Source organism: Neptunomonas japonica JAMM 1380, assembly GCF_016592555.1.
In the GTDB taxonomy this organism is placed as follows: domain Bacteria; phylum Pseudomonadota; class Gammaproteobacteria; order Pseudomonadales; family Balneatricaceae; genus Neptunomonas; species Neptunomonas japonica_A.
The window spans coordinates 2,841,387-2,866,846 of record NZ_AP014546.1 but is presented as its reverse complement, the minus strand read 5'-3'; the positions used below and the strand labels follow the sequence as shown (position 1 = coordinate 2,866,846).

Genomic DNA, 25,460 nt, shown 5'->3' with positions numbered 1-25,460 from the left:
TCTAGGCGAAAAACTATTTCACCTTCTCTGTTTGTTCTTAGGTTGAGTTCGCCATGCATGGCTTTACTTGCCTCCATGGCAATACTTAACCCTATACCGGAACCTTTTAATGGACCTGAGCGTTTCTTTTTCCTTGATAAAAAGGCTCAAAAATATTTTTTGCATCGGTTGCAGAAATTTCAGAACCATTATTCTCGACATCAATGATTAACTGCTTTTCAGATGCATAAGCGTCAATTGTGACATGTCCATCCTTGTCGGTATAGTAAATAGCATTAGAAACTAAGTTGCCTAGTACTCGGTGCAGCATATCAGGGTCGAGTTGCACAACTAGAGATGTCTTTGGGAGCGTCAGTGTTATCGACTTCTCAGAGATGAGCAGCTGTAACGGAGTAATCGCTTTCATTATTATGCTGCGAATATCCACATGCTGAATTTTTAAAGTGTGAGCTTGTTGTAACTTGTTGTAATCCAGTAGTTGTTCAATTAACTTTTGTAAGTTAATACTGCTACTTTGAAGAAGTGATACAACATGATGCTGACGATCATTGAGTGTGCCTGGCACCTCTTCAGCGAGCAAGTCTGCACCCTCACGCAATGTTGTTAGTGGTGTTTTTAGCTCATGGGAAATATGTTGAATAAATTCTCTTTTTAATCGTTCTAGTTGCAGTAAATGTTGATCTAGCCAAAGGAGTTGATTATTTAATTGAACAATTTCTTTTGGCCCACTTATTGGGTTTTTGGGTAAGTTTTCCCTGCGTCCTATAGCTTCTATGCGACTTGTAAGCTTTGTTATTGGTCGAGTAATGGCGCTTGAAAAAAACAGCATAAGCAAGAATGTTGCCACAGCTAAGAAAGCGGTTTGCAGCCAAAGGTTTTCTCTTGTTATGCGTGCTTGTTCTTGCAGGTTGGCTAACTCAATACCTGCTTTGTTAAAGCTCTCTTCAGCCAGCTCGCGAGTAAGTTGTGGTAACTCGTTAATTGTTTCATCTAAAGGGTCTTTTTGGATAGCCGTAAATAGACTTTGAAACTTCTGTTGCCTTTGATTTTGTTCGGTAATGAACATTTGAATTGATAGATGATTATTGAACCTTTCAACCTGTTCAGTTAAACGCTCTTGTATCTCTGGTTTCTTGATAATACGAAATTGCGTTGCAGCACGAACAATGTCTTCAGCTAAACGTTCGAGTGAGTTATTTTGCTGACTGAGCTCGAGCGAGATTTGCGCTAGCCTATAACTCTGTTGTAGTTGGCTTTCTAGAACCATGCTACTTTTATACAGCATGAAGCCGATAGGCACATTAACCAGAAAGAAGGCAATAAACACCCATTGTTTTAGTGAGCGAAGCTGCAAGGCTCGTGTGAGGAGCGTCATATTACCTTGTTCTCTGTACTATTGATGTTCTGATTATCCTTAATTTTTAGTCCTAGGTTAAGTAAGTAGGCGTTTAATAGTGTTATCTATGTGCTTTCTCTTTCTCTAAATGCATTGAAGCGAGGCGAAAGTAAGTAATACTTTCAGTTGGTTAGCATCCATTTTCTTTGGTACTGACAACTCATTAAGGCTCAGAAAGCCATTTTTATTTGTATCCATTTGAAGAAAACGATCAGAAATTTCGCTATCAGCCATCGCTTCTAGATAATTTAAGCGACCATCATTATTACTATCTAGGCTTTTCAAAAGCACATCCGGGTTTAGGTACTCTTGTGGAGGTGTTCGGTGTACTTGCGAAGATTCAGCTAAGAGTGGCAAGGTTGTCATGAACGAGATGATAAGGGCAATAATTAAACGCATAGAAGGATCTCCGCCTGTAAAGTTATAGCAGAGATAGCAGATATTATGCCTGATGTTAGTTAGTTGTTATTTATCAATCTCTTAGCAGTGTTTTTGGTGGGTTTAAAGAAAAATCTTAAAGCTGTATGGTTAAAAGTGTCTCCAATAAGAGTCTTTTGCGGGCAGTGTGTTTAAATGTCTATATATAACAATAACTTATATTGTCTCTTAAAAAGGACGTTTTAATTTTTTAGTACTTAGCTCTTTCAAGTGAGGCGAGCAAATGGCCAATGATACCTGTGTAGATAACAGGATCTGGTCGTGTGGTGCTCATGACGCGTAGGCCCCAAATTCCAGTCATTAACATTTTGGCTAAGCTATCACAGTCGGTATCTGATTTTATTTCACCTTGTAGCCGGGCATTTTCAAGTGAAAGATAAAAGTAGTGCTCTATACGGTTTAAGTACTCAGTGATCTTAATTCTAATGTCGTCGTCTTCTGTGGCGAGTTCTAGAAGAGTATTTACCATTAGACAACCTCTACCTATTTCATCGCACTCTATTTCTTTGCATATGCGGGAAAAAAAATGTGCAATAGCATCGATGGCAGAATCCGATTGTTCCATGCACTCGCTGATGCGTGTTAAGCTGCGGTTCGCGTAATTATCGATAACTTCAAGGAAGAGTCCACGTTTACTATTGAATGCCCCATATAGAGATCCTGGTTTAAGACTCGTAGCATGCACAAGATCAGTAACCGATGTGGCGTTATACCCTGTGCGCCAAAAAACCTCCATGGCTTTATTGAGTACTTCGCTTCTATCAAACTCTGCTGGTCTTGCCATTTATCATGGTCCCTGAGTTAGTAGCGTGTTAGAAAAAATCCTTAATACTAAGTTATGGTACATAGAAAGGGTTCCGTCAACCATGCATGGAATAAATAAGTTTGCTGCTTTATGTATTTTTACTGCTTTTTTGTCAGGCTGTATAGATTCCCTTGGTATAAAGCCTAAAAACACTGAGGTCGAGTTTGTAAGAGGAGTAGTTAGTAAAGGCCCTGGTGGATTTATAATGACGCCTTGTTATAGCCAAGAACGCCGTCGCTTAAATGACTCTCGAGGGTTATTAGCTAAACGATTTACTGCCCAGTCATCAAGTGTGGAACTTCCTGTCTATATGGAAGTAAAAGCTGAGCAGGGTGTTGATTTAGTATGGCGAGTTGATGATGTGATGATTGCCGGTGGTGGCAGCAAAATGTGCCATGTTAATTTATCTACAATTCGCTTTCGCGCGCAAGGGGTGAACCCTCCATGGCTAGCAGATATTTTACCTGATCGTGTTCGTGTTCAGTCTTATGAGACATTACAAACATTAAATTTCCCCATAGATGCATACGCAGGTATTCAAGGCCTTTGGGAAAGTTCACTTGAAAATACTAACGGTCAGTCTCACTCTTTTCGTTTAGAGCTACATGATCAATCATGTACTGATGCTCTGAATATTTGGTATCGTTGGAGCGCAAGTATGTTGTTGGATGATAAGTCTTTTCAAGGTTGTGCTCGGCAGGGGAATTTAACTAATCGAGCTTTATTGGGCCGCTATAGTAATGTTTTGACTGATAATGAAGCATTTGTTGTATTGGACTTACTTCCTGATAATGCTGCATCTATGCTGCTGGATTATCGTAATGGCCAATCACTTATTGTTATGCAGGGAACATGGCAATGGAAAAGCAGTGACAAGTTAATGCTTCATTTTACACAGCAGGACGGCCATAAGCAGGAATCAGTTTTGTTGTTGAGAAGAGCGCGCTCTGGTGAATTTGTGCAAGAAGGTTTCTCGGCTACGTTTGGACGAGCGGGTCTTTCACTTAAACGCTCAGAGTAATTACTTCTCTAGGAGTAAGCTTCTAGCCTCATTAATTTGAGCTGCTAGATAGTCGTTGCCACCTTGATCGGGGTGAAGTTTTTGCATGAGTTTTCTGTGCGCCTTAATAATATCTTCCTTAGTACAGCCTTCAATTAATCCGAGAATGTTTAGTGCATCCTGGCGAGTCATCTTTGAACGGCTTTTTGGACTCCCATTTTGGTGTTGATTGGTTTTTTTGAAGAAGTGTTGTAGAAAAGGTATTGCCCTGAAGATCAGGTTGTATTTTTTGAAGAGAAGAAAAAAACTGGCCAGTAATGCGCCCATCCAAGGAAGACGTCCTGTGATTGTTAAAATCACAATGATGGCTATTAAGAGCAAAACTACTAATTTAAAAAGAGCAAAACTGCGTCGCTGTGCAGGTAATGCTCTTATCCAGAGCATTCCTGTGATCAGAATTGTTCCTAAAATGATAATAACTACAGGGCTCATTATGCACTCAGTGATTCGAATAGTTATTACAGAATATCGCGCAGTGCTCGCTTAGGGAAGTTTTTGCTGATGTAGTTAATGGTTTTCATGTGCAGGTAGTTGGCCGCCTACATAGCGTTGGTATTTTTTATCTTTAACAAAATGCATATCGACCATTACTAAGCCATCGACGCAATAGTTAAAATCAGCATCAATTCCAAAATCCATAAAGCAAACACCGCCAGCAGAACAAAGCTCACTGTACTGTTTATAAAGTGTGGGGACTGATACACCTAAATAATCCAGTTGCTCTTTGAGAATTTTAAAATCAGACTTGTAGTCGTTACCAGAAAACAGGGTATGTAAGTTGTCTGTTTCTTCGTCTGATAACTTATAAGGCATGTTTGCTTTTGCCAGCTGCTCACTGGCGCCAAAATAATGCTGGTAAAACCAGACCAGCATATCTTTTGCGGGTTTTGGGTAGCTATTACTTAGGCTTACTGGGCCAAACATATAGCGTACCTCAGGGTGTTTCTTTAAGTATGCGCCGATACCGTACCATAGGTAATCTAAACTTCGTCTTCCCCAGTAACGAGGTTGTACAAAGCTACGCCCTAGCTCTATTCCTTGCTCAAAATAGGGTGTCATCGTGTGATTGTACTGAAACAGCGTTTCACTATAGAGGGGGCTCCCAGAGTCATGAATGAGTTTGTGTGCTTCTGCCAACCGGTATGCTCCTGCGATTTCAAGATCTTCCTCGTCCCATAAAATTAGGTGTCGGTAGTAGCGATCATACTTATCTAAGTCTTTGTTCTCTCCAGTGCCTTCGCCTACACAGCGAAAAGATATTTCTCGTAATCTTCCTACTTCTTGCATAACAGCTGAGTCAGGGCGGTAGTCAAATAGGTATATTTTTTTTCCATCAGCCGTTTCACCCAAAAGCTCTGATGATCTGAGCTCTTGTTTTAGTACGCGCCTGTCTTGTGGGTGAGCAATGGTTTTTTCTGTGATAAATAGAGGGCTTTTTCGTTTTGCGATGCGGTATAAGTGTTTACGTAAAAGTTTGGTTTTTTCGGCGGTAGATAAAGGAACGGCATCTATGTGGCTATATGGAATTGCTTGGCCTATACGAATCGGAATGATGACCGATTGTTTATTGAACATCTCTCTGGGTAAAAGCAACGCTGATAATGACTTGTTAATATACGACATGCCGTAAAAGAGAGGGGAGTTTTTACCACCTAAATAAACAGGTAAAACGGGCGCGTTTGCTTTACGTGCAAAGCGTAAAAAGCCACTATTCCATTTTCCGTCTTTAATACCTGTCATACCGGCTCTAGACACTTCCCCCGCAGGAAAGACAATCACTGCTTCTTCGTTTTGCAGCGAATCGGTAATACGTTCAATATCATTTTTTCGAGTGCTTTTACCTAAATTATCAACGGGCAAGAATAGCGAATTGAGTTGTTCAAAATTACTCAATACATCATTAGCAACAATGCGCACATCACGACGAATTTCACCAATAAGCTTCAGTAGGGCTAAGCCATCTAAAGCACCTAAAGGATGGTTAGCAACAATAACGACGCGGCCTGACGATGGGATGTTCATCCTATCGGCATGACTGAGGCTGTAGCTGAAATTAAAATAATCTAACACTTTGTCAACAAATTCAAAACCTGTAGCTCCTTGGTTTTGAGTTAAGAAAGTATTGATTTCATCTTCATGAACTAAACGACGTAAGCAATAAACTGCTGAACGGCGAAAGGGTGCAGGCTTTTCAGAGAAAGCAGGGTATTTATGAGTCAATACTCGTTCTACATTAATCACATTGTGATCCTGTCAATAAACAATATGTAGAAAATAATATGGCAGTTATGTGGCAATTATTTGACGAGATAATGACAAAAGTGTGACGTAAGAGCCATGTTGACCTAGTTCATATAGCGGGTACTAGGCTGTATGTAATGTTTTAGTTATACTGTTTTTATATACAGCTTATGTGCGGCATTGTGTGAAAATATATGAGAAAAATTATTCACTGTGATTGTGACTGCTTTTTTGCAGCTGTCGAAATGCGCGACAATCCTGAATATACAGATATTCCACTAGCGATTGGTGGACGTGCGGATAGGCGAGGGGTAATAGCGACATGTAACTACCCTGCACGTGCGTACGGTGTTCGTTCTGCTATGGCCACTGCTCATGCGCTTAAACTTTGCCCCGCATTGACGGTTATTCCTGGGCGGATGGAAAAATACCGACACGTATCGGCCCAAATTATGGCCATTTATCGTGACGTCTCAAGTTGTATTGAGCCCTTATCTTTAGACGAAGCGTATTTGGATGTGACTGACAGTAAAGAGCACCAAGGGAGTGCGACGCGTATAGCGCAGATGTTACGCGAAAGAGTCGTTAATGAAACGGGCATCACTATTTCAGCAGGTGTTGCCCCTAATAAGTTTCTAGCTAAAATAGCCAGTGATTGGAATAAACCCAATGGTATATTCGTCATAACACCCAGCGAGGTAGACCGTTTTGTGCAGGCTTTACCGGTTGGAAAGCTTTTTGGGGTAGGGCGCAAAACTGCTGAGAAACTCAAATCAATTAATGTGCAAACGTGTGGTGATTTGAGAGAGCTTTCAATCGCCCAGTTAACTGAAAGTTTTGGTCGTTTCGGACAAAGGCTTTATGAATTGAGTCGCGGTATTGACGAGCGTGAGATCATTACAGACAGGGTAAGGAAGTCTATTAGTGTTGAACATACTTTTGCAAGTGACCTTCTTTCCTTGGATGAGTGTTTATCTCATATACCTGCTTTAAGTGATGAATTACTGCAGCGCTTCGGTAAGCTTAAGCAGCAAAGGTCAATGCAAGGCTTGTTCGTTAAACTTAAATTTAATGATTTTAGCCAAACAACCATTGAACATCGTTCTTTAATACATAATGAAGAGCTATGGTCAGCTCTTATGAGCCAAGGCTACCAACGGGTGAATAAACCTGTCAGGCTACTCGGTGTTGGTTTTCGCTTAAAAGATCAAGAAGACGAGTCGCTACAGCAGCTAGATCTCTGGTCTTAAGTTCTCATATGCGCGTTGTGACATTTAGAGTGGGGATGACTAAGAAGTAAGGTAGAGATAATGGAGTTTGATGAACTGATTAAACTTGTAAAAGAATATCAGATTAATCCACAGTTTCGTGATGAAGAAGCTGGCTTTCGTTGTTGTGAATTAGCGTTGGCTGCACTGCAATCAGGAAATTACGGCGTGGGTGCTGTGTTGTTAGATGCTGATGGTCAGGTCTTGGTAGAAGAAAAGAATGTTGTCTTTTCTACTCAGTTTTGCTCTTCCGCGCATGCAGAGATGAGAGTGCTTGATCAGTATGAGGCCTATTTTATAAAAGAGCACCCACCGGCTTTACTGAAGTTAGTCGTATCTTTGGAGCCTTGTCCTATGTGCCTATCCCGGATATTGCTGAGTGGTATTGGTGTAGTTAAGTACCTAGTAGAGGACGCTGCAGGCGGTATGGTGAGCCACATGAGCCGTATGCCTCCTGCCTGGCAAAACTTAGCAAGCCTGCAGTCGTTTTACCATGCGCATGTGAGCTCTGAGTTACGCCAGTTAGCGAAGAAGCTTTCTCAGCATAACCTTGTCTATTTGCGCGCGGCTCTATTACAACAACGCGGTAGCGATGCGTAACTCTACTTTGCAGCAACGTTAAGTGGTTGCCATTAAGTTGTCATGATTTTATGTAAGTCTAATGCTTTTAGATGCTGTATATGGCTGAGTCTTTTCTGACAGTGCTGTGCATTTCTGTTAAAATTTGCGCCTTTTAAATTTCCCTAGAAATTATTTTTAATTTCAAACATCCCTTCAAAATTCAATCGGGGCTATGAATGTTTCAACTGCTCGTATCTAAAACTCAAAGTATGAAAAACGATGTGCTTTCTGGGTTAACTGTGTCTCTGGCGTTGGTGCCTGAAGCCGTTGCCTTTGCCTTTGTTGCCGGCGTCGAGCCTTTGGTGGGGCTATATGCAGCATTTCTTATTGGTTTAATTACTGCAACTATCGGTGGCCGCCCAGGGATGATTTCGGGTGCCACAGGGGCTCTTGCTGTTGTTATGGTAAGTTTGGTTGCTCAGCATGGCGTTGAGTATCTGTTTGCTACTGTGGTGTTAATGGGTATTTTACAAATGCTTGCAGGGGCGTTCCGGTTAGGGAAGTTTATCCGCTTAGTACCTCACCCCGTTATGCTGGGTTTTGTAAACGGTCTTGCCATCGTTATCTTCTTAGCGCAGATGAAGCAGTTTAAGTTTGCTGATGAAACAGGAGCGTTTCAATGGCTGCAGGGCAGTGAAATGGGCATGATGTTAGGGCTCGTTGCTTTAACCATGGCGATCATTCATTTTCTACCAAAATTAACACGTGCTATTCCATCATCACTAGCCGCTATTTTAGTGGTTTCTTTGCTGGTCATTTTCCTCGATTTAGACACGCGGACTGTCCAGGATGTACTGGCCAACATGACAGGTAATGCCGATGCTACGATAGCAGGTGGTTTACCTACTTTTAGTATTCCAAGCGTACCAATGACGTTTGAAACGTTTTATATCATCTTACCTTATGCTGTGATTTTAGCTGCGATTGGTTTGATTGAATCTTTACTAACATTGACCTTGATTGATGAAGTAACTGAAACTCGTGGGCGTGGTAATAAAGAGTGTGTGGGCCAGGGTGTTGCGAATATCGTCACAGGTTTCTTTGGCGGTATGGGTGGTTGCGCTATGATTGGTCAAAGTATGATCAATATTAATTCTGGTGGGCGAGGTCGCGCATCAGGTATTTCCGCAGCCCTCTTCTTGCTTGCTTTTATTGTCGTAGGTGCATCTCTTATCGAGATGATTCCCGTCGCTGCATTAGTTGGCGTGATGTTTATTGTTGTAATAGCAACGTTTGAGTGGGCTAGCTTTCGTTTGTGGGGCAAAGTGCCTAAAGCAGACTTACTGGTCGTGTTAACTGTTACAGTGGTCACTGTCATGAGTGATCTGGCTATCGCCGTTGTGGTGGGCGTTATCATGTCGGCTCTTATGTTCGCTTGGAAGCATGCTAAACATGTTGAGTTTGAAACATGGACTGAAAGTGAAGGGAAAACAAAAGTTTACCTTTCTCACGGGCCGCTGTTTTTTGCGTCAGCTCAAAGCTTTAGAGATAACTTTAAACCGAAAAGCGATCCTGATGATGTTATTATTGACTTCAAAGACTCGCAGGTAATGGATCATTCGGGTATTGAGGCTATTGATGCAGTAGCTGAGCGTTATATGGCGGCAGGGAAAACGTTGCACTTACGTCATTTGAGTTCAGAATGTGTTGTGTTGCTTGAGAAGGCAGGGAGTCTGGTTGAGATTAACTTGATAGAAGACCCCGATTATAAAATTGCAGACGACCGACTCGCATAGTTGTAAGCCGGTTGTGTTAAAGGCAGGCGCTTACTTTCGAGTGAGTGCTTGTCCTTCAAAGTGAATACCTTTCCAACCATCACACATAAAGTTCCGAATATTACCGTGATCATTACCTTCAGGGCTGTTAAGAACATCCTGATAAAATCTACCAAAGCAGCGTAATGTTTGCTCTTCACTAAGTTCTAATAGTTGCCCAAAAGCAAATATTTTGCATGAGCCTTCATTCATACCTGCATCATTAGCTACTTTTTTGTCACTTAGACCGTTAGTAAAAGCGGTGGGCACATAGTCAAAATGCTCCTTGATGACTGCCATGGTGTCTTCGAAACCCCCCTTTTCTGATGTGCTAGATTGAGACATGAGTTGTGAAATGAAAATTTCAGGTGTCATAGGAACTCCACTGTTAATGATTAATAACTATCTGTATGAAAATAAAGGCTGTTTGTAACATGGATAGATTTGTTAATCACGGTTAACAGGTATAAAAAAAGCGACCGAACGGTCGCCTTTAAAAAAGGTTGCCCGGTTAGTGCTGGATTATCTGGCTCAGGAATAGTTGTGTGCGTTCATGTTGCGGGTTGTTGAAGAACTCATGAGGTTCATTTTCTTCAATAATTTGTCCTGCATCCATGAAAATAACACGGTCGGCAACTGTTTTTGCAAAGCCCATTTCATGAGTCACGCATAACATAGTCATACCGCCTTCATCTGCCAGTTCGATCATTACATCGAGCACTTCCTTGATCATTTCTGGATCAAGTGCTGATGTAGGTTCATCAAAAAGCATTACGTCAGGGTTCATGCAAAGAGAGCGTGCTATGGCAACACGTTGCTGCTGCCCACCGGATAATTGCCCAGGGTATTTTAAGGCTTGTTCCGGTATTTTTACACGCTCTAAATATTTCATTGCCGCCGCTTCTGCCTGTTTACGCGGCTCCTTCCTGACCCAGATAGGAGCTAGGCAGCAGTTTTCAAGCACAGTGAGGTGTGGGAAAAGGTTGAAATGCTGGAACACCATACCGACATCTTTACGTATGCTTTCAATGTTTTTTAAGTCGTTCGTAAGCTCCATTCCATTAACAATGATGTCACCTTTTTGGTGTTCTTCTAGTCGGTTAATACACCGGATCATTGTTGATTTTCCTGAGCCAGAAGGGCCGCAGATAACAATACGCTCACCTTTTTTAACTTGAAGGTTTATATTCTTTAAGACGTGAAAATCGCCATACCACTTGTTCATTTCTTTTAGTTCTATCATCAACTGGTCTGATGCTTCGTGTGTTTCTTGTGTACTCATAATAATCTCCACGTCTTTTAGCGCGTGTTGTGTCCGGTTTGTAGGCGTTTTTCAAGGTTTTGGCTATAACGAGACATACCAAAACAAAAGACCCAGAAAACAAAAGCAACAAAAATATAGCCTTCCGTTGAGAATCCTAGCCAAGCAGAGTCACTATTTGCTGCTTGGACAATCGCTAGGATATCGAACAAGCCAATGATAAGAACTAGGCTGGTATCTTTGAACAGAGCAATGAAGGTGTTCACGATGCCCGGAATCATCAGTTTAAGTGCTTGCGGAAGAATGATTAATGACATCGATTTCCAATAACCTAAACCTAATGCGTCAGCCGCTTCATATTGGCCTTTAGGTATTGCTTGAAGGCCCCCACGAATAACCTCTGCCATATAGGCTGATTGGAAAAGTATGATGCCGATCAAGGCACGTAATAGTTTGTCAAAGGTGATCTCTTCAGGGACAAACAGGGGTAGCATGACTGAAGCCATAAACAGAACCGTGATCAACGGAACGCCGCGCCAAAATTCAATGTAAATCACTGAAAAGGACTTTACGATTGGCATGTTAGAGCGTCGACCTAGCGCCAGCAGTATGCCGAAGGGCATGGCAGCAACAATACCTATAACGGCAAGTACTAGTGTGAGGCTGAGGCCTCCCCACTTGTGGGTCTCAACAATATCTAAACCAAAGCTTCCTCCATAAAGCAGGTAAAAAGCAATGATAGGGTAGATGAAAAGAACAAATACTGAGACATAGCCTTTGTAAGGTGTTTTATCAACAACCAGCCAGACAATAGCAACAGCAAAGATGAGGAAGGTAGCATTTATGCGCCAGTATTCAGTATCAGGGTAAAACCCGTACATGAATTGGTCCATGCGGTAAGTGATAAACGCCCAACAGGCACCTCCACTGGTGCAGGCTGCAGGAGAATCACCAAACCAGTCTGAGTCTATAAACGTCCATTGTAAGGCTGGACCCAGTAATGTGACTAAAAAGTAGCCAATAACGAGTGTGGCAATTGAGTTAGTCGCATTACTAAATAGGTTTCTTCTTAGCCAGCCTAATACTCCTGTTGTACTGGGAGGTGCTGGTAGGGTGGGTTCTAAATCATATTTCATATTTTCTCTCCACCTATCGCTCAATCAAAGCTTTACGGCTGTTATACCAGTTCATAAATATTGACGTCAGAATGCTTAACGTCAGGTATACGGCCATGGTCATGAAAATAACCTCAATGGCTTGTCCCGTTTGGTTCAGTGTTGTGCCTGCAAATACTGATACCAGATCAGGGTAACCAATAGCGGTTGCTAGAGATGAGTTTTTTGTGAGGTTAAGGTATTGGCTAGTAAGTGGGGGTATTATGACGCGCAATGCTTGAGGAAGAATAATAAATCTTAATGTTCTTCCGCGAGGAAGGCCTAAAGCACTTGCCGCTTCTAACTGGCCGTTTGGCACAGAAAGAATACCACCACGCACTATTTCTGCGATAAAAGCCGCTGTGTAAATTGTGAGTGCCAACCACAAAGCCATTAGCTCGGGAATCAATACCATGCCACCTACAAAATTAAAGCCTTTAAGTGCTGGTTGATCAATCTCTAATGGCATTCCCATAATAAGGAACACAACAAAAGGTAAGCCTAAGATAAGCCCTAAACCTGCATATAAAGTAGGAAAATCCTGTCCAGTATCGTCTTGGCGTTTATCTGCCCAGCGTTTAAGTAGCCATGTGGCCACTATGCCTAAGAAAAAGGCTATCCATACATAATTAAACCCATCAGTTCCGACGGGTTCAGGCATATAGATACCGCGAACGTTAATAAAGCTTCCAAGGAACTCAATACTTTGCCTTGGGCTGGGTAGTGTTCGAAGAACAGCGAAGTACCAGAAAAATATTTGTAGTAATAGAGGGATATTACGAAAAATTTCAATATAGACAGTACAAATTTTTGAAACTAGCCAATTTTTTGATAGACGACCCACACCTAAGAAAAAACCTAAGAGTGTGGCGGCAATGATACCCATTACAGATACTAGAACAGTGTTTAACAAGCCAACTAAGAAAGTACGACCATAACTGTCTGTTTCAGTATAAGGAATGAGAGATTGTAAAATACCGAAACCTGCTTCCACATCTAGGAAAGCAAAGCCCGTAGTAATACCGCGTTGCTCAAGGTTGCTTAGCGTATTGTTTATAATATAGAGGAAGAAGGCTGCAAGCCCCAAGACAAGTAATACTTGGAAAAACAGGGCGCGTTTATCCGGGTCGTTCCAGAAACGACCACTGCTTGGTTGAGTTGCAGAATTCTTTTGGTTTGATCGATCAAGTGTCGACATCGAATTCTCCACGGAACAGATAGAAAGGGGTCTTAAAAAGAACCCCTATCTGGAATCAACTATAGAGGGCTATGGAACCTGAGTTCCATAGCCAACTAAAAATGATTAACGCATAGGTGGTGCGTACTGTAAGCCACCATTTGTCCACAGTGCATTAATACCGCGACTTACTTTCAGTGGTGAGTTAGCGCCGACATTGTTGTCAAATGCTTCTCCGTAGTTACCTACTTGCTTAACAATTTGGTAAGCCCAGTCATCATTAAGTCCAAGACCTGTTCCTTTTGGTCCTTCAAGGCCAAGTAGGCGACGTACATTTGGATTTGAAGACTTCATCATTTCATCCGCATTTGCTGAAGTAATACCCAGCTCTTCTGCGTTTAGCATGGCATTGTGAGTCCATTTCACAACGTTAAACCACTGGTCATCACCTTGACGCACAACGGGGCCAAGTGGCTCTTTTGAAATAACTTCTGGTAATACCATTGCATCATCAGGTTTTTCTAGTTTGATACGAATAGCATATAACTGAGATTGGTCAGAGGTTAGGACGTCACAACGTCCTGCATCGAAGCCTTTAGCCGTCTGGTCAGATGTATCGAATACAACAGGAGAGTATGTCATACCGTTTTGGCGGAAATAATCAGCTAAGTTTAGCTCTGTTGTCGTGCCTGCCTGAATACAGAAGGCTGCACCATCAAGCTCTTTTGCACTTTTTACACCTAGAGATTTAGCTACCATAAAGCCTTGGCCGTCATAGTAATTCACGCCGGCAAAGTTAAGGCCTAGTTGAGTATCACGAGTCTGCGTCCACGTAGTGTTACGAGATAGAACATCGATTTCACCAGATTGTAGAGCGGTAAAGCGTTCCTTAGCGGTTAGAGGAATAAATTTAACTTTACTGGCATCACCTAACGCTGCTGCTGCAACTGCACGGCATAGGTCAACATCTAAACCATTCTAGTTACCCTTTTCATCCGGATTAGAAAAGCCTGCTAGCCCAGTGGTAACACCACACTGAACAACACCTCTGGCTTTAACTGCATCTAAAGTTCCTTCTGCCATAGCGTGGCCAGCAAAGCTTACTGTAAGAATTGCTGCTGTAATTAAACTCGTTTTCATCATTAGAGTAATCCTCCTAGGATCAGGGAAGTTATTTTTATAGTGGTCTGCGGTGTGCTGCGTTTAGATGCAACACCCATTGGAGAATAATGCAAAGGCCGTACCTATTTTTATTATTGTTGGTTTTATTGTTGTCAATTTCAGTGTAGTAGATATTTGATAAATTCCCCGCATGAGGCTTTTTGTTTTATCTAGTGAATTATATTTCCAAAAATGAACACTCAATACAACGCTTATACTACGTAGGGGTTATTGCTTACTTGTTCTGAAAGCGTGTTTGAATTTGTTTATAGAGGCTTTTTGGGTGAGTAAATTAGGTGCGCTGCACTGGATTAGCGCATAAATAAGTCGTTTAAAAGTGTGTAGTAATAAGGCTTTAGGCAAAAAAAAGACCCGTATGGGCCTTTTTATTGGAGTATTAGGTAGCTATTTAATGCGCATACCAGGTTGAGCTCCTGCATGAGGCTCTAAAATCCACAGCTCTTCGCCACCAGGACCTGCTGCTAAGACCATGCCTTCAGACATGCCAAACTTCATTTTACGAGGTGCTAGGTTGGCAACCATAACAGTTAGCTTGCCTTGTAGATCTTCAGGTGAATAGGCTGATTTTATGCCAGCAAAGACATTTCGGGTCTCTCCACCTAGATCAAGTGTCAGCCGCAGTAGCTTCTTCGCACCGTCTACGTGCTCAGCTTTGGCTATCAGTGCTACTCGAAGATCAACTTTTGCAAAGTCGTCAAAAGAAATTGTATCGCTGATAGGGTCATCACTTAGCGGTGATGATTCTATAGGGGCTTGTATGGCAGCAGTTGCTTCCATTGTCTGACGGCTATCTTCAATCAGTGCCGCTATTTTATCTTCATCTACACGCTGCATCAGCGGTTTGAATTTATTAACAGTATGATTGGTTAGTGGCTGTTTGACGGTATCCCAAGCAAGTGACTCCAAGTTTAGGAATGCTTTTACATCCTCAGTAACCAGAGGAAGTACTGGTGCTAAGTAGGTGCAGATAACGCGGAAGAGGTTGATACCCATTGAACAGCAGTCTTGAACCTCCTGTTGTTTGTCTTCCTGTTTGGCGAGTACCCAAGGTTCAGCTGTATCAATGTATTGATTGGCTTTATCAGCGATCGCCATGATTTCACGCATGGCTCGCCCGAATTCACGTTTCTCATAAGCATCAGCAATGGAGTCGCCGGCAGTGACTGCTTCTTGGTAGAGCTTGGGAGATGAAAGCTCTGCCGAAAGTTTTCCGTCAAATTTCTTGTGAATAAAGCCAGCACATCGAGAGGCTATGTTGACCACCTTATTAACTAAGTCCGCATTAACACGCATGCGGAAGTCTTCAAGGTTTAGGTCAATATCGTCAATGCCTGAACCAAGCTTGGCTGCAAAATAATAACGAAGGTATTCTGGGCGAAGGTGGTTAAGGTACGTTTCCGCCATGATGAAGGTGCCACGTGACTTCGACATCTTTTGGCCGTCAACGGTCAAAAAGCCATGACAGAACACTCCATCTGGCTTTTTAAAGCCCGCGCCTTCCAGCATGGCTGGCCAGAATAATGTATGGAAGTAAGCGATATCTTTACCAATAAAGTGATACAGCTCGGTGTTTGACGCTTCATCCCAGTATTCATCGAACTCTACGCCTGTTTTATCGCACCAGTTTTTGAAGCTAGCCATGTAGCCAATAGGGGCATCTAACCAAACGTAGAAATACTTACCGGGTGCGTCTGGAATTTCAAATCCCCAATAAGGAGCGTCACGGGAAATGTCCCAATTTTGTAAGCCAGACTCAAACCATTCATTCAGTTTATGAACCATCTGAGATTGAACATGCTTATCAACCCAGTTGCGTAGAAACTCTTCAAAGTCACCGAGTTTAAAAAAGTAGTGTTCAGACTCTTTTTCTATTGGTTTAGCACCAGAGACAGCAGAGTAAGCATTTTTTAGGTCTACCGGACTATATGTCGCACCACATTTTTCACATGAGTCACCATACTGATCAAGAGCGCCACATTTAGGGCAGTCGCCTTTTACAAAGCGATCGGGTAAAAACATCTCTTTTTCAGGGTCGTAAGCTTGTGTGATGGTCTTTTTAGATATATGACCTTTATCACGTAGTCGCGTGTAAACCAGCGATGCAAAATGCTTATTTTCCTCTGAATGAGTCGAATAGTAATTATCAAACCCCACCATAAAACCTGAAAAGTCCTTTTGGTGGTCTTGGCTTACTTTTTGGATTAGCTCTTCAGGGGTAATGCCTAGCTGGTCGGCTTTCAGCATAATGGGCGTGCCGTGCGCATCATCAGCACAAACATACGTGCAATTATGGCCGCGTTGTTTCTGGAATCGTACCCATATATCGGTCTGAATATATTCAACCAAATGGCCTAGATGAATAGGGCCGTTGGCATACGGTAGGGCGCTTGTAACGAGTATTTTTCGCTGAGTATCTGGCATGATTTTAAAGACGTAGCTACGTGAGTGAATATAAAAAGGATAGTTTACGGTGTTAAGTGAGGTTAATGAACCTAATTTGTATAAAATTAGTGGACAGTTTCCTTATGCTTGACTAAACCTTATACCAATAAGTGGTTAATATTGAGTTAAGGGGTTATGCATATGGATGCAAAAGTGAAGCTTACGCTGCATGACAAAAATATATTGGTCTGTCGCTCAGCTTCGCTCAAGGATGAGGACATCAATACCGTAGCTGACCTTAATAATTGGTCAGTGTGTCGTGTAGATTCCGCTGAAAAAATGCTTGAGCGCATTCAGCAGCAGCATTTTGATATTATTATCGTTGGGGTGTCTGATAACCCTGAACAGATGCTGGCTGCATTAATGCTGGTTATCCAAGCAAGTCCAAATTCAATACGTATAGTAGTATCGGGAAATTTATCTCCGACTATTGCTGCCCGTATTTCGGAAGTTGCGCACTCTTCATTACCTGAAAACTGTACTGACGTTCAACTTTCTTTGTCGGTAGAGCAGGCTTTAAAAGTTGCTGGTCTGATTCACAAACCAGAGATTAGGGATTTTATCGGCCGTATTGAACGTTTGCCATCTTTGCCTGATATATATGAAGCCTTAAATAGAGCGCTGATGTCTGGTCACTCCAGTGCTCGTGAGATCGCTCAAATTGTCGAGCGTGATCCCGTTATGTCGGCCAAAGTATTGCAGCTGGTTAACTCGGCTTTTTTTGGTTTGGAAAGGCAAATCTATCGTTTGAATGAAGCTGTTACTATCTTAGGTGTTCGGCTTATTCGTGATTTGACCTTAGCGTCTCATCTTTTTGAAGCATTCCCGCAAAGCTCTGCCTGGACGAGTTTTTCTTTTTCTGAAATACACAGTCGCTCAATGTTAGTCGCACGGTTCGCACAAGATATTTGTCGCTCGGTTAAAGCTGATCGTCATTTACAAGGGCAGGCGTTCCTTGCTGGCTTGTTACACGATTTTGGTATGATTGTTTTGGCGTCACATGACCCTGAGAAGTATAGAATTGTAATGAGTAAAGCGACCGAGTTATCTCAGCCATTGTATGTGGTTGAGAAAATGAATATCGGCGTATCTCATGCAGAAGCGGGGGCATATATGTTGGGTTTATGGAATTTGCCGCCTAAGGTGATTGAAGCTGTATTGTTTCATCACTTTCCGGGTAGTAGCCCGTCCAATGATTTCCAACCCCTTACGGCAGTACATATTGCTGATGCCTTGTTACCTTCCGTTGGTAATGGAATAGGTTGTTCTGTGTCGAGCCAGCTAGCGCTAAAGTATGTTGAGCGGTTAGGTTTGAAAAATCATTTGAGTCAGTGGGAAATGATGGCTAATGAGTACGCAGTCAAAGTGTCTGATTAGCGTTGATCTCTTCTTTCTATAAATAAAGAGGCTTTTAGCCTCTTTTTTTTCGATTGACCTAGGTGTGATGGCTGATAAAATGCGGCCTTCTTATTTTTCACCTTCCTATTTTTAAAGTTTAGAGGTTTTCAATGGCACTATCTGACATCCAGCCCGAACGCTATGATGAATTATTGGCTGAAAAGGTTGCAGGAGTGCGCGATAGCTTTGCTGCTTTTGAACTTCCCAATATAGAAACTTTTGCATCACCTAAAACTCATTATCGACTTCGTGCGGAGTTTCGTGTGTGGCATGATGAAGATGACCTCTATTATGTGATGTTTGAGCCAGGTGATAATCGTAACCCTATTCGTGTTGATGAGTGTGCGATGGTGGCTCCACGCATTCACGAAGTGATGTTTGATTTATTAGATGTCATTCGCGCAAACTCTTCGTTACGCTTTAAGTTATTCCAAGTTGACTTTCTTAGCACCTTATCTGGTGAGCTGTTAGTTAGTTTGCTATATCACCGCCCAATTGATGATAGCTGGGCTGAGGAAGTGCAAGGGCTTCGTCAGCAGTTTAATATTGACATAGTTGGCCGTTCACGTAAGAAAAAGCTGATTGTTGAGCGTGATTTTGTTATCGAAAATCTCAATATTAATGGCAGAACTTACGAATTTAAACAGGTCGAGAATAGCTTCACACAGCCTAACGGGGAAGTATGCAAAGACATGATTCGTTGGGCTTTGGATGTGACTAAAGATGCCGGTGGTGATTTAGTTGAATTTTATTGTGGTAGCGGTAATTTTACTTTGCCTTTAGCTCAAAACTTTAGACGGGTGGTCGCAACGGAAATATCTAAGACCTCGGTTCGGGCCGCTGAGTACAATATTGAAGCTAATGGAATAACTAATCTGGATGTGCTGAGAATGCCCTCAGAAGACTTAACGTTAGTGCTTCAAGGGAAAAAAGAAACACGTAAAGTGCACGGGCTTGAATTAGAAACGTGTGAGTTTTCAACAGTCCTCGTAGATCCGCCGCGTTCAGGGCTCGACGATGAAACGGTTGCGCAGATTACTGAATATGAAAATATTGTTTATATTAGCTGTAATCCAGACACGCTGCATGACAATCTAATGTCGATCACTAATACTCATAAGATTGAACGTTTCGCTGTATTTGATCAATTCCCTTATACCCACCATCTTGAGTGTGGTGTTTACTTAACACGAAAATAAAATTGATTCAGGCGCTTATATTGAGTGTGGGTTTGGGCGCTTGGTTTTGTTGCTAAGTGCTTCACCATTTATAAATGGCTTCTCAGGTGAGTGGTTTTTTTAGGTAGGAGCATGTGTGCTAGCACTTTTAAGAGTTAAAGGCTTTTTAGCATTTATAGGTGTCGCATTTATCAATGCTTTTGTTGACCTTGGCCATAAGATTATTGTTCAGAACACCTTGTTTAAGTCTTATGAAGGACCTGAGCAGATTATCTTAACGGCGATTGTTAATAGTTTGATTTTATTGCCATTTATTCTATTGCTTTCTCCGGCAGGGTTCATTAGTGATCGATTTTCAAAGCCGATAGTCATGCGTTGGTCTGCGCGGGTAGCGGTAATGCTCACGCTCATTATTACGTTAAGTTATTATCAGGGGTGGTTTGGATTAGCGTTTACTATGACGTTATTTTTAGCCTTGCAGAGTGCGCTATATTCTCCGGCTAAATATGGTTTTATTCGAGAGTTAGTCGGAACAGACAATCTCTCCAAAGGCAATGCATGGATACAATCAGCAACCATGGTGGCTATATTGTCAGGTATTGTGGTTTTTTCATTACTTTTTGAAATATTATTGACTGACTTATATGTAACCAGCGAAGATCCTGCCATTATTCTTCAGCATATAGCGCCATTAGGCTGGGCTTTAGTGTTGGCAACAGTAATGGAGGCTGGATTAGCGCAACGCTTACCCGTTACACCTTACGAGAAGTCTTCGCTTGCGTTTGATTGGTTAGCTTATCGGCGAGCTGCTTTATTGAAGCGCAACATGAACGCCATTATTGAGCATAAGTTGATTTTTAAGTCTGTTCTTGGCCTATCGATTTTTTGGACAATCAGTCAAGTGATGCTTGCTGTATTTCCCTCTTTTGCAGAAGAGGCGCTATCAGAGCAGAATACTTTTGTTATTCAAGGAGCGATGGCGTTAGCGGGTGTCGGTATAATGTTTGGTTCATTGCTAGTGGGACGCTGGTCAAAACATAGTATTAACCAAGGGCTGATTCCTTTAGGTGCTGTTGGTGTGATGCTTGGGGTGTTTAGTTTACCTTTGGTGAGTTCATTACAATGGGCTAGCGTTGTTTTTTTGTTGATCGGCATTAGCGGCGCTTTAATGACGATACCTTTAAATGCTTTGGTCCAGTTTCATGCACCCGTTGATAATATGGGTAAGGTACTAGCAGGAAGCAACTTCATTCAAAATATTTCCATGCTGTGTGGTTTAGTACTGACCGTCATGTTCTCATTATTAAAACTGGATGAAACGTGGTTGTTATATGCTATTGGCGTGCTCGCTATGGTCGGTGCTTTTCATACAATATCGATGAAGCGTAATACTGTTTAGTAGTGCTCTTAGTTAGTTATGAAATATCTCTGTGTTCGGAGTGCGCAGAATGCCTCTTTTATACAAAACTTAGTAGTTGTCTGGTTCTATTGTGAATGCTGGTTGGTCATTGGCATTCAATCAAAATCTATGCATAATAACCAACTGTAATACTAGGTTATTGGCGGCGATGTCGTCTTCAAGTGGAGAAAATAATGCAAGCACCCGCAAAAGCTTCTGGTTTGCCAGGGGTTAAATACGTTATAGCTATAGCGTCCGGAAAAGGTGGCGTAGGCAAGTCAACAACGACTGCAAACCTAGCTTTAGCCTTGATGGCAGAAGGTCAAAATGTTGGTGTTTTGGATGCTGATATTTATGGTCCAAGCCAAGGGATGATGCTCGGCATACCTTCAGGGACTCGGCCCCAGCCAATAGGCGAAAACGCCATGAAGCCAGTCTCTATTCATGGGTTGCAGGCGATGTCGATTAGCTTGTTGATCGATGAGAATACACCGATGGTGTGGCGTGGACCAATGGCCAGTGGTGCTTTGCAGCAGTTAATAACGCAAACGCAGTGGGAAAATCTTGATTATCTCTTGATAGACATGCCACCAGGCACGGGCGATATTCAGTTAACTCTTTCGCAAAAAATTGCTGTAGATGGAGCTGTTGTTGTTACAACGCCTCAGGATATTGCTTTGCTGGATGCGAAAAAGGGCATTGAAATGTTCAATAAAGTGAATATTCCTGTATTGGGTGTTGTTGAAAACATGAGTACACATATTTGTAGTGCGTGTGGGCATGAAGAGCATGTATTTGGTGCAGGAGGTGGGCAGCGGATAGCGCGTGACTACGATACTGAATTGCTAGGCTCGTTGCCATTAACCATGGAAATTTGTCAGCAGGCTGATTCAGGTACCCCTACTGTCGCAGCCGAGCCTGAAAGTGCTGTTTCTCTTATATATCGCGATGTTGCAAAAAAATTGATGGCAAAAGTACAGAGCCAAGCTGATGGTGTTTCTAAAATACCGCAGATCAATATTGTTGAAGATTAGCCAACTGATAACAGCCTGATCACCTAAACCGCATTTTCTATTAGATAAATGCGGTTTTTTTTATAAAAAACACTATAATTGCGTGCTTTTAATTTTTAGTTTGCGGAAGGTGTGATGGGCATTAAATCAGATAGCTGGATTCGTCGTATGGCGCAGGATCACGAGATGATCTCTCCGTTTGAGTCTAATCAGGTTCGCACGACTGAGAACGGACCTATTGTCTCCTATGGTACTTCAAGCTATGGGTATGATGTTCGTTGTGCAAGTGAGTTTAAAGTCTTTACTAATATCAACTCTACGATTGTTGATCCGAAAGACTTTGATGCTGGCAGCTTTGTTGATGTGCACTCGGATATTTGTATCATTCCGCCGAACTCTTTTGCGTTAGCACGTACTGTTGAGTATTTTAAGATTCCTCGTGATGTATTGACTATTTGTTTGGGTAAGAGCACCTATGCGCGTTGCGGTATCATTGTAAACGTAACACCACTGGAACCTGAATGGGAAGGTCACGTTACACTTGAATTCTCTAACACGACGCCGCTTCCTGCAAAAATTTATGCACATGAAGGCGTCGCTCAAATGTTATTTCTGGGTGCTGATGAAGTGTGTGAAACATCTTACCGTGATCGCAGTGGTAAATATCAGGGCCAGACTGGTGTCGTAGTGCCACGTACTTGATGATGCAGCAAGACATTAAAAGAATTCAAGATTTCTGGCAGCAGTTAGAGCTGACAATTGATCAATTGTTGAGTAGTCGGCAAGATAATCAATTTGATGCGGATGGTTTGTTGTCAGACTATCGAGATACATTGCAGAAAATTGATGAAAACCTAACATTTCATTTCGAACGAGATGAGGATGACGGGCCAGTAGAGATGATTTTTGGCTGTGATGGCTATCCTGAATCTATCCATTCAGTATTAAGCCTTGTCGGGGCTGCGCCTGATCTTAGTGGCATTCGCTTTACGGCGTTCAACCACCGTTACGACCCTATTCCAAATTATATCAATGTTGCTGATGAAGTTTGTGAGCTTTCAGATTATTGGTATTCGCTTCACACTATCGAGAATAAACTCCACCTGAGTATCTATATGCATGATGTTTCTTATATGCTGGATATAGATCCAAGAGTTGAGGCTGTCATGATCTTTCTAGACGCGTTGATTGGTGAGTATGAGCTTATGACTCGTGTCTGGTCATTGGATTGGTTGGAATTGCCTACTGATCCAGTAGACTTTCACCTGAAGCCTTTATCAGAATTGCGAGAAGGCTTCGATCAGCTTAAGCATGCGGCCACACCGATTGGCATTACCGTCCACTGATTTTTCTGCAGCGATAGATTATTAAACTAACCACGGCGAAAGCCACACTAAACTTCATGGCGTTGTTGTGCTTCAATAACAGTATGTACGTTTATTATTCTGAGAAAACCACATGAGCCAGATACTGAGCGATATTCTTGAAAATATTCGAAAAGAATATCTGCAACTAATGGATGCGAACGAGCGTAAGCAGCCATTTTTGGCCGCTGAAAAGCTTTGTCATGAGAAGCTGTATCTAGAAACAGACGTTTTAGCGAAAATTGTTGAACAAGACCCTACCTTGTTGGCGACCCGCGCTAGTGATCTGATTGCAGACTCAAGCGAGAGAGAGAATCCGGCTGTTGGGGCGATCATCAGTAGTAATATTGTGATGGCGGCTTTAGAAAGCTTGTTAGCGTTAGCGGTTAGTAATAAGTGGTTAGATGTAGATGCTGAAGGGCATATTTTAGTCGAAGAGGCGGAGCTTAATCCTCATCGTGAATATAAGGTTTTGGCTGATTATAGCCAGTCAGATACCGCGACGAAAAACTTGACTAAAAAAGGTGCTAGCCGATTAAGTTTGTTGCTTCAGGCAGCAGAAAATGAGTTTATGGAGCTGTTGGAAAGCGAAGTACATGATGCTTATCAGTTAGCACTGCAGGTATCAGGTAACTACGCAATTTTTGCACCTGAAGATATCGCGCCGCTAGTCGCTGAGAACCCTCTATTGCTAGGGTTAAGGCCTGACGATATGGTTGATGAAGAGCTGTTTGAGGGAGACCCTCCCGCGGGGATTATCATCAGTGGACACTTGACGCATATTCTACTGGATCAGCTGTTAGAGCTAGCAGAAAGTAAAGGAGCATTAGCGCGAGATGGCGCAGGTCATATTATTTTGCCAGAAGGCGATGATGATAGCCCCGTTATTCACTGACATTAGCTTTAATGATAAACGCATTATAGATATAAAAAAGCCCGGTATAGCGGGCTTTTTTTGTGTGAGAGAATGTATTTCTCTAGTCAGAAGTTAGTCTTTAAATTTAACCTTCAATGATAAGCCAGTTATCTAAGCCAGATAGATCTTCAGGGTTGAGAGTACCTACCTGTTGCTTAAAGGTGAATAGGTTTAAAACATAGTCAAACCGTGCGGTCGCATAGTCTCGTTTGGCTGTATAGAGTGCTTGTTCTGCTGCTAACACATCAACAACGTTACGCGTACCAACTGAAAACCCTTCACTAGTAGCATCAAGTGCTGCTTGGCTAGAAATGATGCTTTGTTGGCGCGCGTAAACACTCTGTACATTGGTTTTAATGTTACGGAGCAGACTGCGTGTCGACTGTTTAACACCACGAGCTGTATCGTCAAAGGTTTGGGTGGCCGCATCCAATTGAGCGTAAGCTTGGCGCGAACGTGAGCTTGTTGCACCACCTTGGTAAAGAGGTACGCTAAATGTTAAACCAACAACGTGGCCGTCATTCCAGTTATTGCTGTTGGCAGTACCTTTATCTCGATCGTAGGTGGCATTAAGATCCAGCGTTGGGTAATGGCCAGCTTTGGCTATTTGTGCACTCTTGCGACTTACATCAATATCAGCTTTGACTACTCTCAGCGATATATTGCTAGAAAGTGCCTTTGTCAGCCACTCTTCTGGAGCAGCAGGCGCTAACTCCTGGATAGGGTATTCTTCGCTCAGCAGGTCTGTTCTAGTGATGGTTTCACCTGTCAGACGTTCTATCGCTTCGTAGCTATTATCCAGTGCGCCTTCAGCTTCGATCAGATTAACACGAGCATTATCATAAGATGCCTGAGCTTCGTGTACGTCAGTAATGGCAATTAACCCGACTTCAAATTGTGCGTTGACCTGATCAAGACGACGCTTAATGGCGCGCTCTTGGGATTCAGCAGTTTCTAGGTTGCTTTTGGCGCGCAGCACATTTAGGTATGTTTCTACGGACTGAAGGATCAAGTTTTGTTGCGCTAGATCGAAACGTAATTGAGCCTGCTCATCCAGTGTTTTTCCTTGCTGGTAAGTAAACCATCGTGATGCAGAAAAAACAGGTTGAACCAAGCTGACGGTGTAACCATGGTTGTTAAAAGAGGCTAGGTCAGAATCCGTATAGCTAGTGTTCGCTGTTGCGTTAATGTTAGGTAGCAATCCGGCACGGGCTTGCGGAAGCGCTTCTTTATTCGCACGAAACGTAGCTTCTGCAACTTTTAACTGAGCATCGTTACTCAGTGCTTTTAAGTAGATATCTTCTAGAGCAGCGGCATTTGCTAGTGTTGCTGAGCTGCAAAGGCTGGCAAACATGGCTGCACGAATGGCATATGAGACAAATTTCATTGAGCT

Annotated in this window: 22 protein-coding genes and 1 pseudogene; 11 read left to right on the top strand and 12 right to left on the bottom strand. The window is 42.4% G+C overall.

What is annotated here, in order from left to right:
• Window positions 1-106: 106 nt before the first annotated feature.
• The 3 genes from NEJAP_RS13370 to NEJAP_RS13360 all read right to left on the bottom strand — a co-directional run bounded on the left by NEJAP_RS13370 (window position 107) and on the right by NEJAP_RS13360 (window position 2,618).
• On the bottom strand, window positions 107-1,375 hold the full coding sequence (locus NEJAP_RS13370) for a sensor histidine kinase (protein WP_201347712.1): 1,269 nt from the start codon (window positions 1,373-1,375) through the stop codon (window positions 107-109).
• 105 nt (window positions 1,376-1,480) lie between these two features.
• Entirely contained in the window at window positions 1,481-1,795 is a 315-nt protein-coding gene (locus NEJAP_RS13365) for an EF-hand domain-containing protein (protein WP_201347711.1), read from the bottom strand.
• A 229-nt stretch (window positions 1,796-2,024) separates the two neighbouring features.
• Window positions 2,025-2,618, bottom strand: coding sequence for a TetR/AcrR family transcriptional regulator (locus NEJAP_RS13360; protein ID WP_201347710.1), 594 nt, complete (start codon window positions 2,616-2,618; stop codon window positions 2,025-2,027).
• Window positions 2,619-2,844: 226 nt separating this feature from the next.
• Here NEJAP_RS13360 and NEJAP_RS13355 point away from each other — a divergent pair, with 226 nt between their 5' ends.
• Window positions 2,845-3,660, top strand: coding sequence for a hypothetical protein (locus NEJAP_RS13355; protein ID WP_201347709.1), 816 nt, complete (start codon window positions 2,845-2,847; stop codon window positions 3,658-3,660).
• On the opposite strand, the gene NEJAP_RS13350 is transcribed toward NEJAP_RS13355, so the two are convergent.
• Window positions 3,661-4,131 carry a DnaJ domain-containing protein gene (locus tag NEJAP_RS13350; protein ID WP_201347708.1) on the bottom strand — a complete coding sequence of 157 codons (471 nt, stop codon included), beginning with the start codon at window positions 4,129-4,131 and terminating at the stop codon, window positions 3,661-3,663.
• A 75-nt stretch (window positions 4,132-4,206) separates the two neighbouring features.
• On the bottom strand, window positions 4,207-5,940 hold the full coding sequence (locus tag NEJAP_RS13345; RefSeq protein WP_201347707.1) for a GNAT family N-acyltransferase: 1,734 nt from the start codon (window positions 5,938-5,940) through the stop codon (window positions 4,207-4,209).
• Window positions 5,941-6,134: 194 nt separating this feature from the next.
• Here NEJAP_RS13345 and dinB point away from each other — a divergent pair, with 194 nt between their 5' ends.
• From dinB to NEJAP_RS13330, 3 genes are all read left to right on the top strand, one after another.
• Window positions 6,135-7,190, top strand: a complete 1,056-nt coding sequence (gene dinB / locus NEJAP_RS13340) for a DNA polymerase IV (RefSeq protein WP_201347706.1) — start codon at window positions 6,135-6,137, stop codon at window positions 7,188-7,190.
• A gap of 60 nt (window positions 7,191-7,250) precedes the next feature.
• Window positions 7,251-7,808, top strand: a complete 558-nt coding sequence (locus NEJAP_RS13335; protein WP_201347705.1) for a nucleoside deaminase — start codon at window positions 7,251-7,253, stop codon at window positions 7,806-7,808.
• Window positions 7,809-8,005: 197 nt separating this feature from the next.
• A complete protein-coding gene (locus NEJAP_RS13330) occupies window positions 8,006-9,565 on the top strand; it encodes a SulP family inorganic anion transporter (protein WP_201347704.1) in 1,560 nt (519 codons plus the stop codon).
• Window positions 9,566-9,595: 30 nt separating this feature from the next.
• Here the strand turns inward: NEJAP_RS13330 and NEJAP_RS13325 are convergent, their stop codons facing one another.
• From NEJAP_RS13325 to metG, 6 genes and pseudogenes are all read right to left on the bottom strand, one after another.
• Entirely contained in the window at window positions 9,596-9,958 is a 363-nt protein-coding gene (locus NEJAP_RS13325) for a HopJ type III effector protein (protein ID WP_201347703.1), read from the bottom strand.
• Window positions 9,959-10,094: 136 nt separating this feature from the next.
• Complete coding sequence (locus tag NEJAP_RS13320) at window positions 10,095-10,865, bottom strand: amino acid ABC transporter ATP-binding protein (RefSeq protein WP_329610904.1); 771 nt, start codon at window positions 10,863-10,865, stop codon at window positions 10,095-10,097.
• 17 nt (window positions 10,866-10,882) lie between these two features.
• Window positions 10,883-11,980, bottom strand: a complete 1,098-nt coding sequence (locus NEJAP_RS13315; RefSeq protein ID WP_201347702.1) for an amino acid ABC transporter permease — start codon at window positions 11,978-11,980, stop codon at window positions 10,883-10,885.
• A 13-nt stretch (window positions 11,981-11,993) separates the two neighbouring features.
• A complete protein-coding gene (locus NEJAP_RS13310) occupies window positions 11,994-13,196 on the bottom strand; it encodes an amino acid ABC transporter permease (RefSeq protein WP_201347701.1) in 1,203 nt (400 codons plus the stop codon).
• A gap of 105 nt (window positions 13,197-13,301) precedes the next feature.
• A pseudogene (locus NEJAP_RS13305) lies at window positions 13,302-14,315 on the bottom strand (amino acid ABC transporter substrate-binding protein).
• A 426-nt stretch (window positions 14,316-14,741) separates the two neighbouring features.
• On the bottom strand, window positions 14,742-16,778 hold the full coding sequence (metG, locus tag NEJAP_RS13300; protein WP_201347700.1) for a methionine--tRNA ligase: 2,037 nt from the start codon (window positions 16,776-16,778) through the stop codon (window positions 14,742-14,744).
• A gap of 162 nt (window positions 16,779-16,940) precedes the next feature.
• Here metG and NEJAP_RS13295 point away from each other — a divergent pair, with 162 nt between their 5' ends.
• The 7 genes from NEJAP_RS13295 to NEJAP_RS13265 all read left to right on the top strand — a co-directional run bounded on the left by NEJAP_RS13295 (window position 16,941) and on the right by NEJAP_RS13265 (window position 24,046).
• A complete protein-coding gene (locus NEJAP_RS13295; RefSeq protein WP_201347699.1) occupies window positions 16,941-18,176 on the top strand; it encodes a response regulator in 1,236 nt (411 codons plus the stop codon).
• 131 nt (window positions 18,177-18,307) lie between these two features.
• Entirely contained in the window at window positions 18,308-19,396 is a 1,089-nt protein-coding gene (gene trmA / locus NEJAP_RS13290) for a tRNA (uridine(54)-C5)-methyltransferase TrmA (protein WP_201347698.1), read from the top strand.
• A 115-nt stretch (window positions 19,397-19,511) separates the two neighbouring features.
• A complete protein-coding gene (locus NEJAP_RS13285; protein ID WP_201347697.1) occupies window positions 19,512-20,774 on the top strand; it encodes an MFS transporter in 1,263 nt (420 codons plus the stop codon).
• A gap of 194 nt (window positions 20,775-20,968) precedes the next feature.
• Entirely contained in the window at window positions 20,969-21,808 is an 840-nt protein-coding gene (gene apbC, locus NEJAP_RS13280; RefSeq protein WP_201347696.1) for an iron-sulfur cluster carrier protein ApbC, read from the top strand.
• A 114-nt stretch (window positions 21,809-21,922) separates the two neighbouring features.
• Window positions 21,923-22,489 (top strand): dCTP deaminase, encoded by a 567-nt coding sequence (dcd, locus tag NEJAP_RS13275; protein WP_201347695.1) that lies wholly within the window; start codon window positions 21,923-21,925, stop codon window positions 22,487-22,489.
• The gene (locus NEJAP_RS13270; RefSeq protein ID WP_329610903.1) at window positions 22,489-23,133 is read left to right on the top strand and encodes a hypothetical protein; all 645 of its coding nucleotides are present in this window, start codon (window positions 22,489-22,491) and stop codon (window positions 23,131-23,133) included. The genes dcd and NEJAP_RS13270 overlap by 1 nt, the downstream gene beginning before the upstream one ends.
• A gap of 112 nt (window positions 23,134-23,245) precedes the next feature.
• Complete coding sequence (locus NEJAP_RS13265; protein WP_201347694.1) at window positions 23,246-24,046, top strand: hypothetical protein; 801 nt, start codon at window positions 23,246-23,248, stop codon at window positions 24,044-24,046.
• Window positions 24,047-24,152: 106 nt separating this feature from the next.
• On the opposite strand, the gene NEJAP_RS13260 is transcribed toward NEJAP_RS13265, so the two are convergent.
• A complete protein-coding gene (locus NEJAP_RS13260; RefSeq protein ID WP_201347693.1) occupies window positions 24,153-25,454 on the bottom strand; it encodes a TolC family outer membrane protein in 1,302 nt (433 codons plus the stop codon).
• Window positions 25,455-25,460 lie beyond the last annotated feature (6 nt).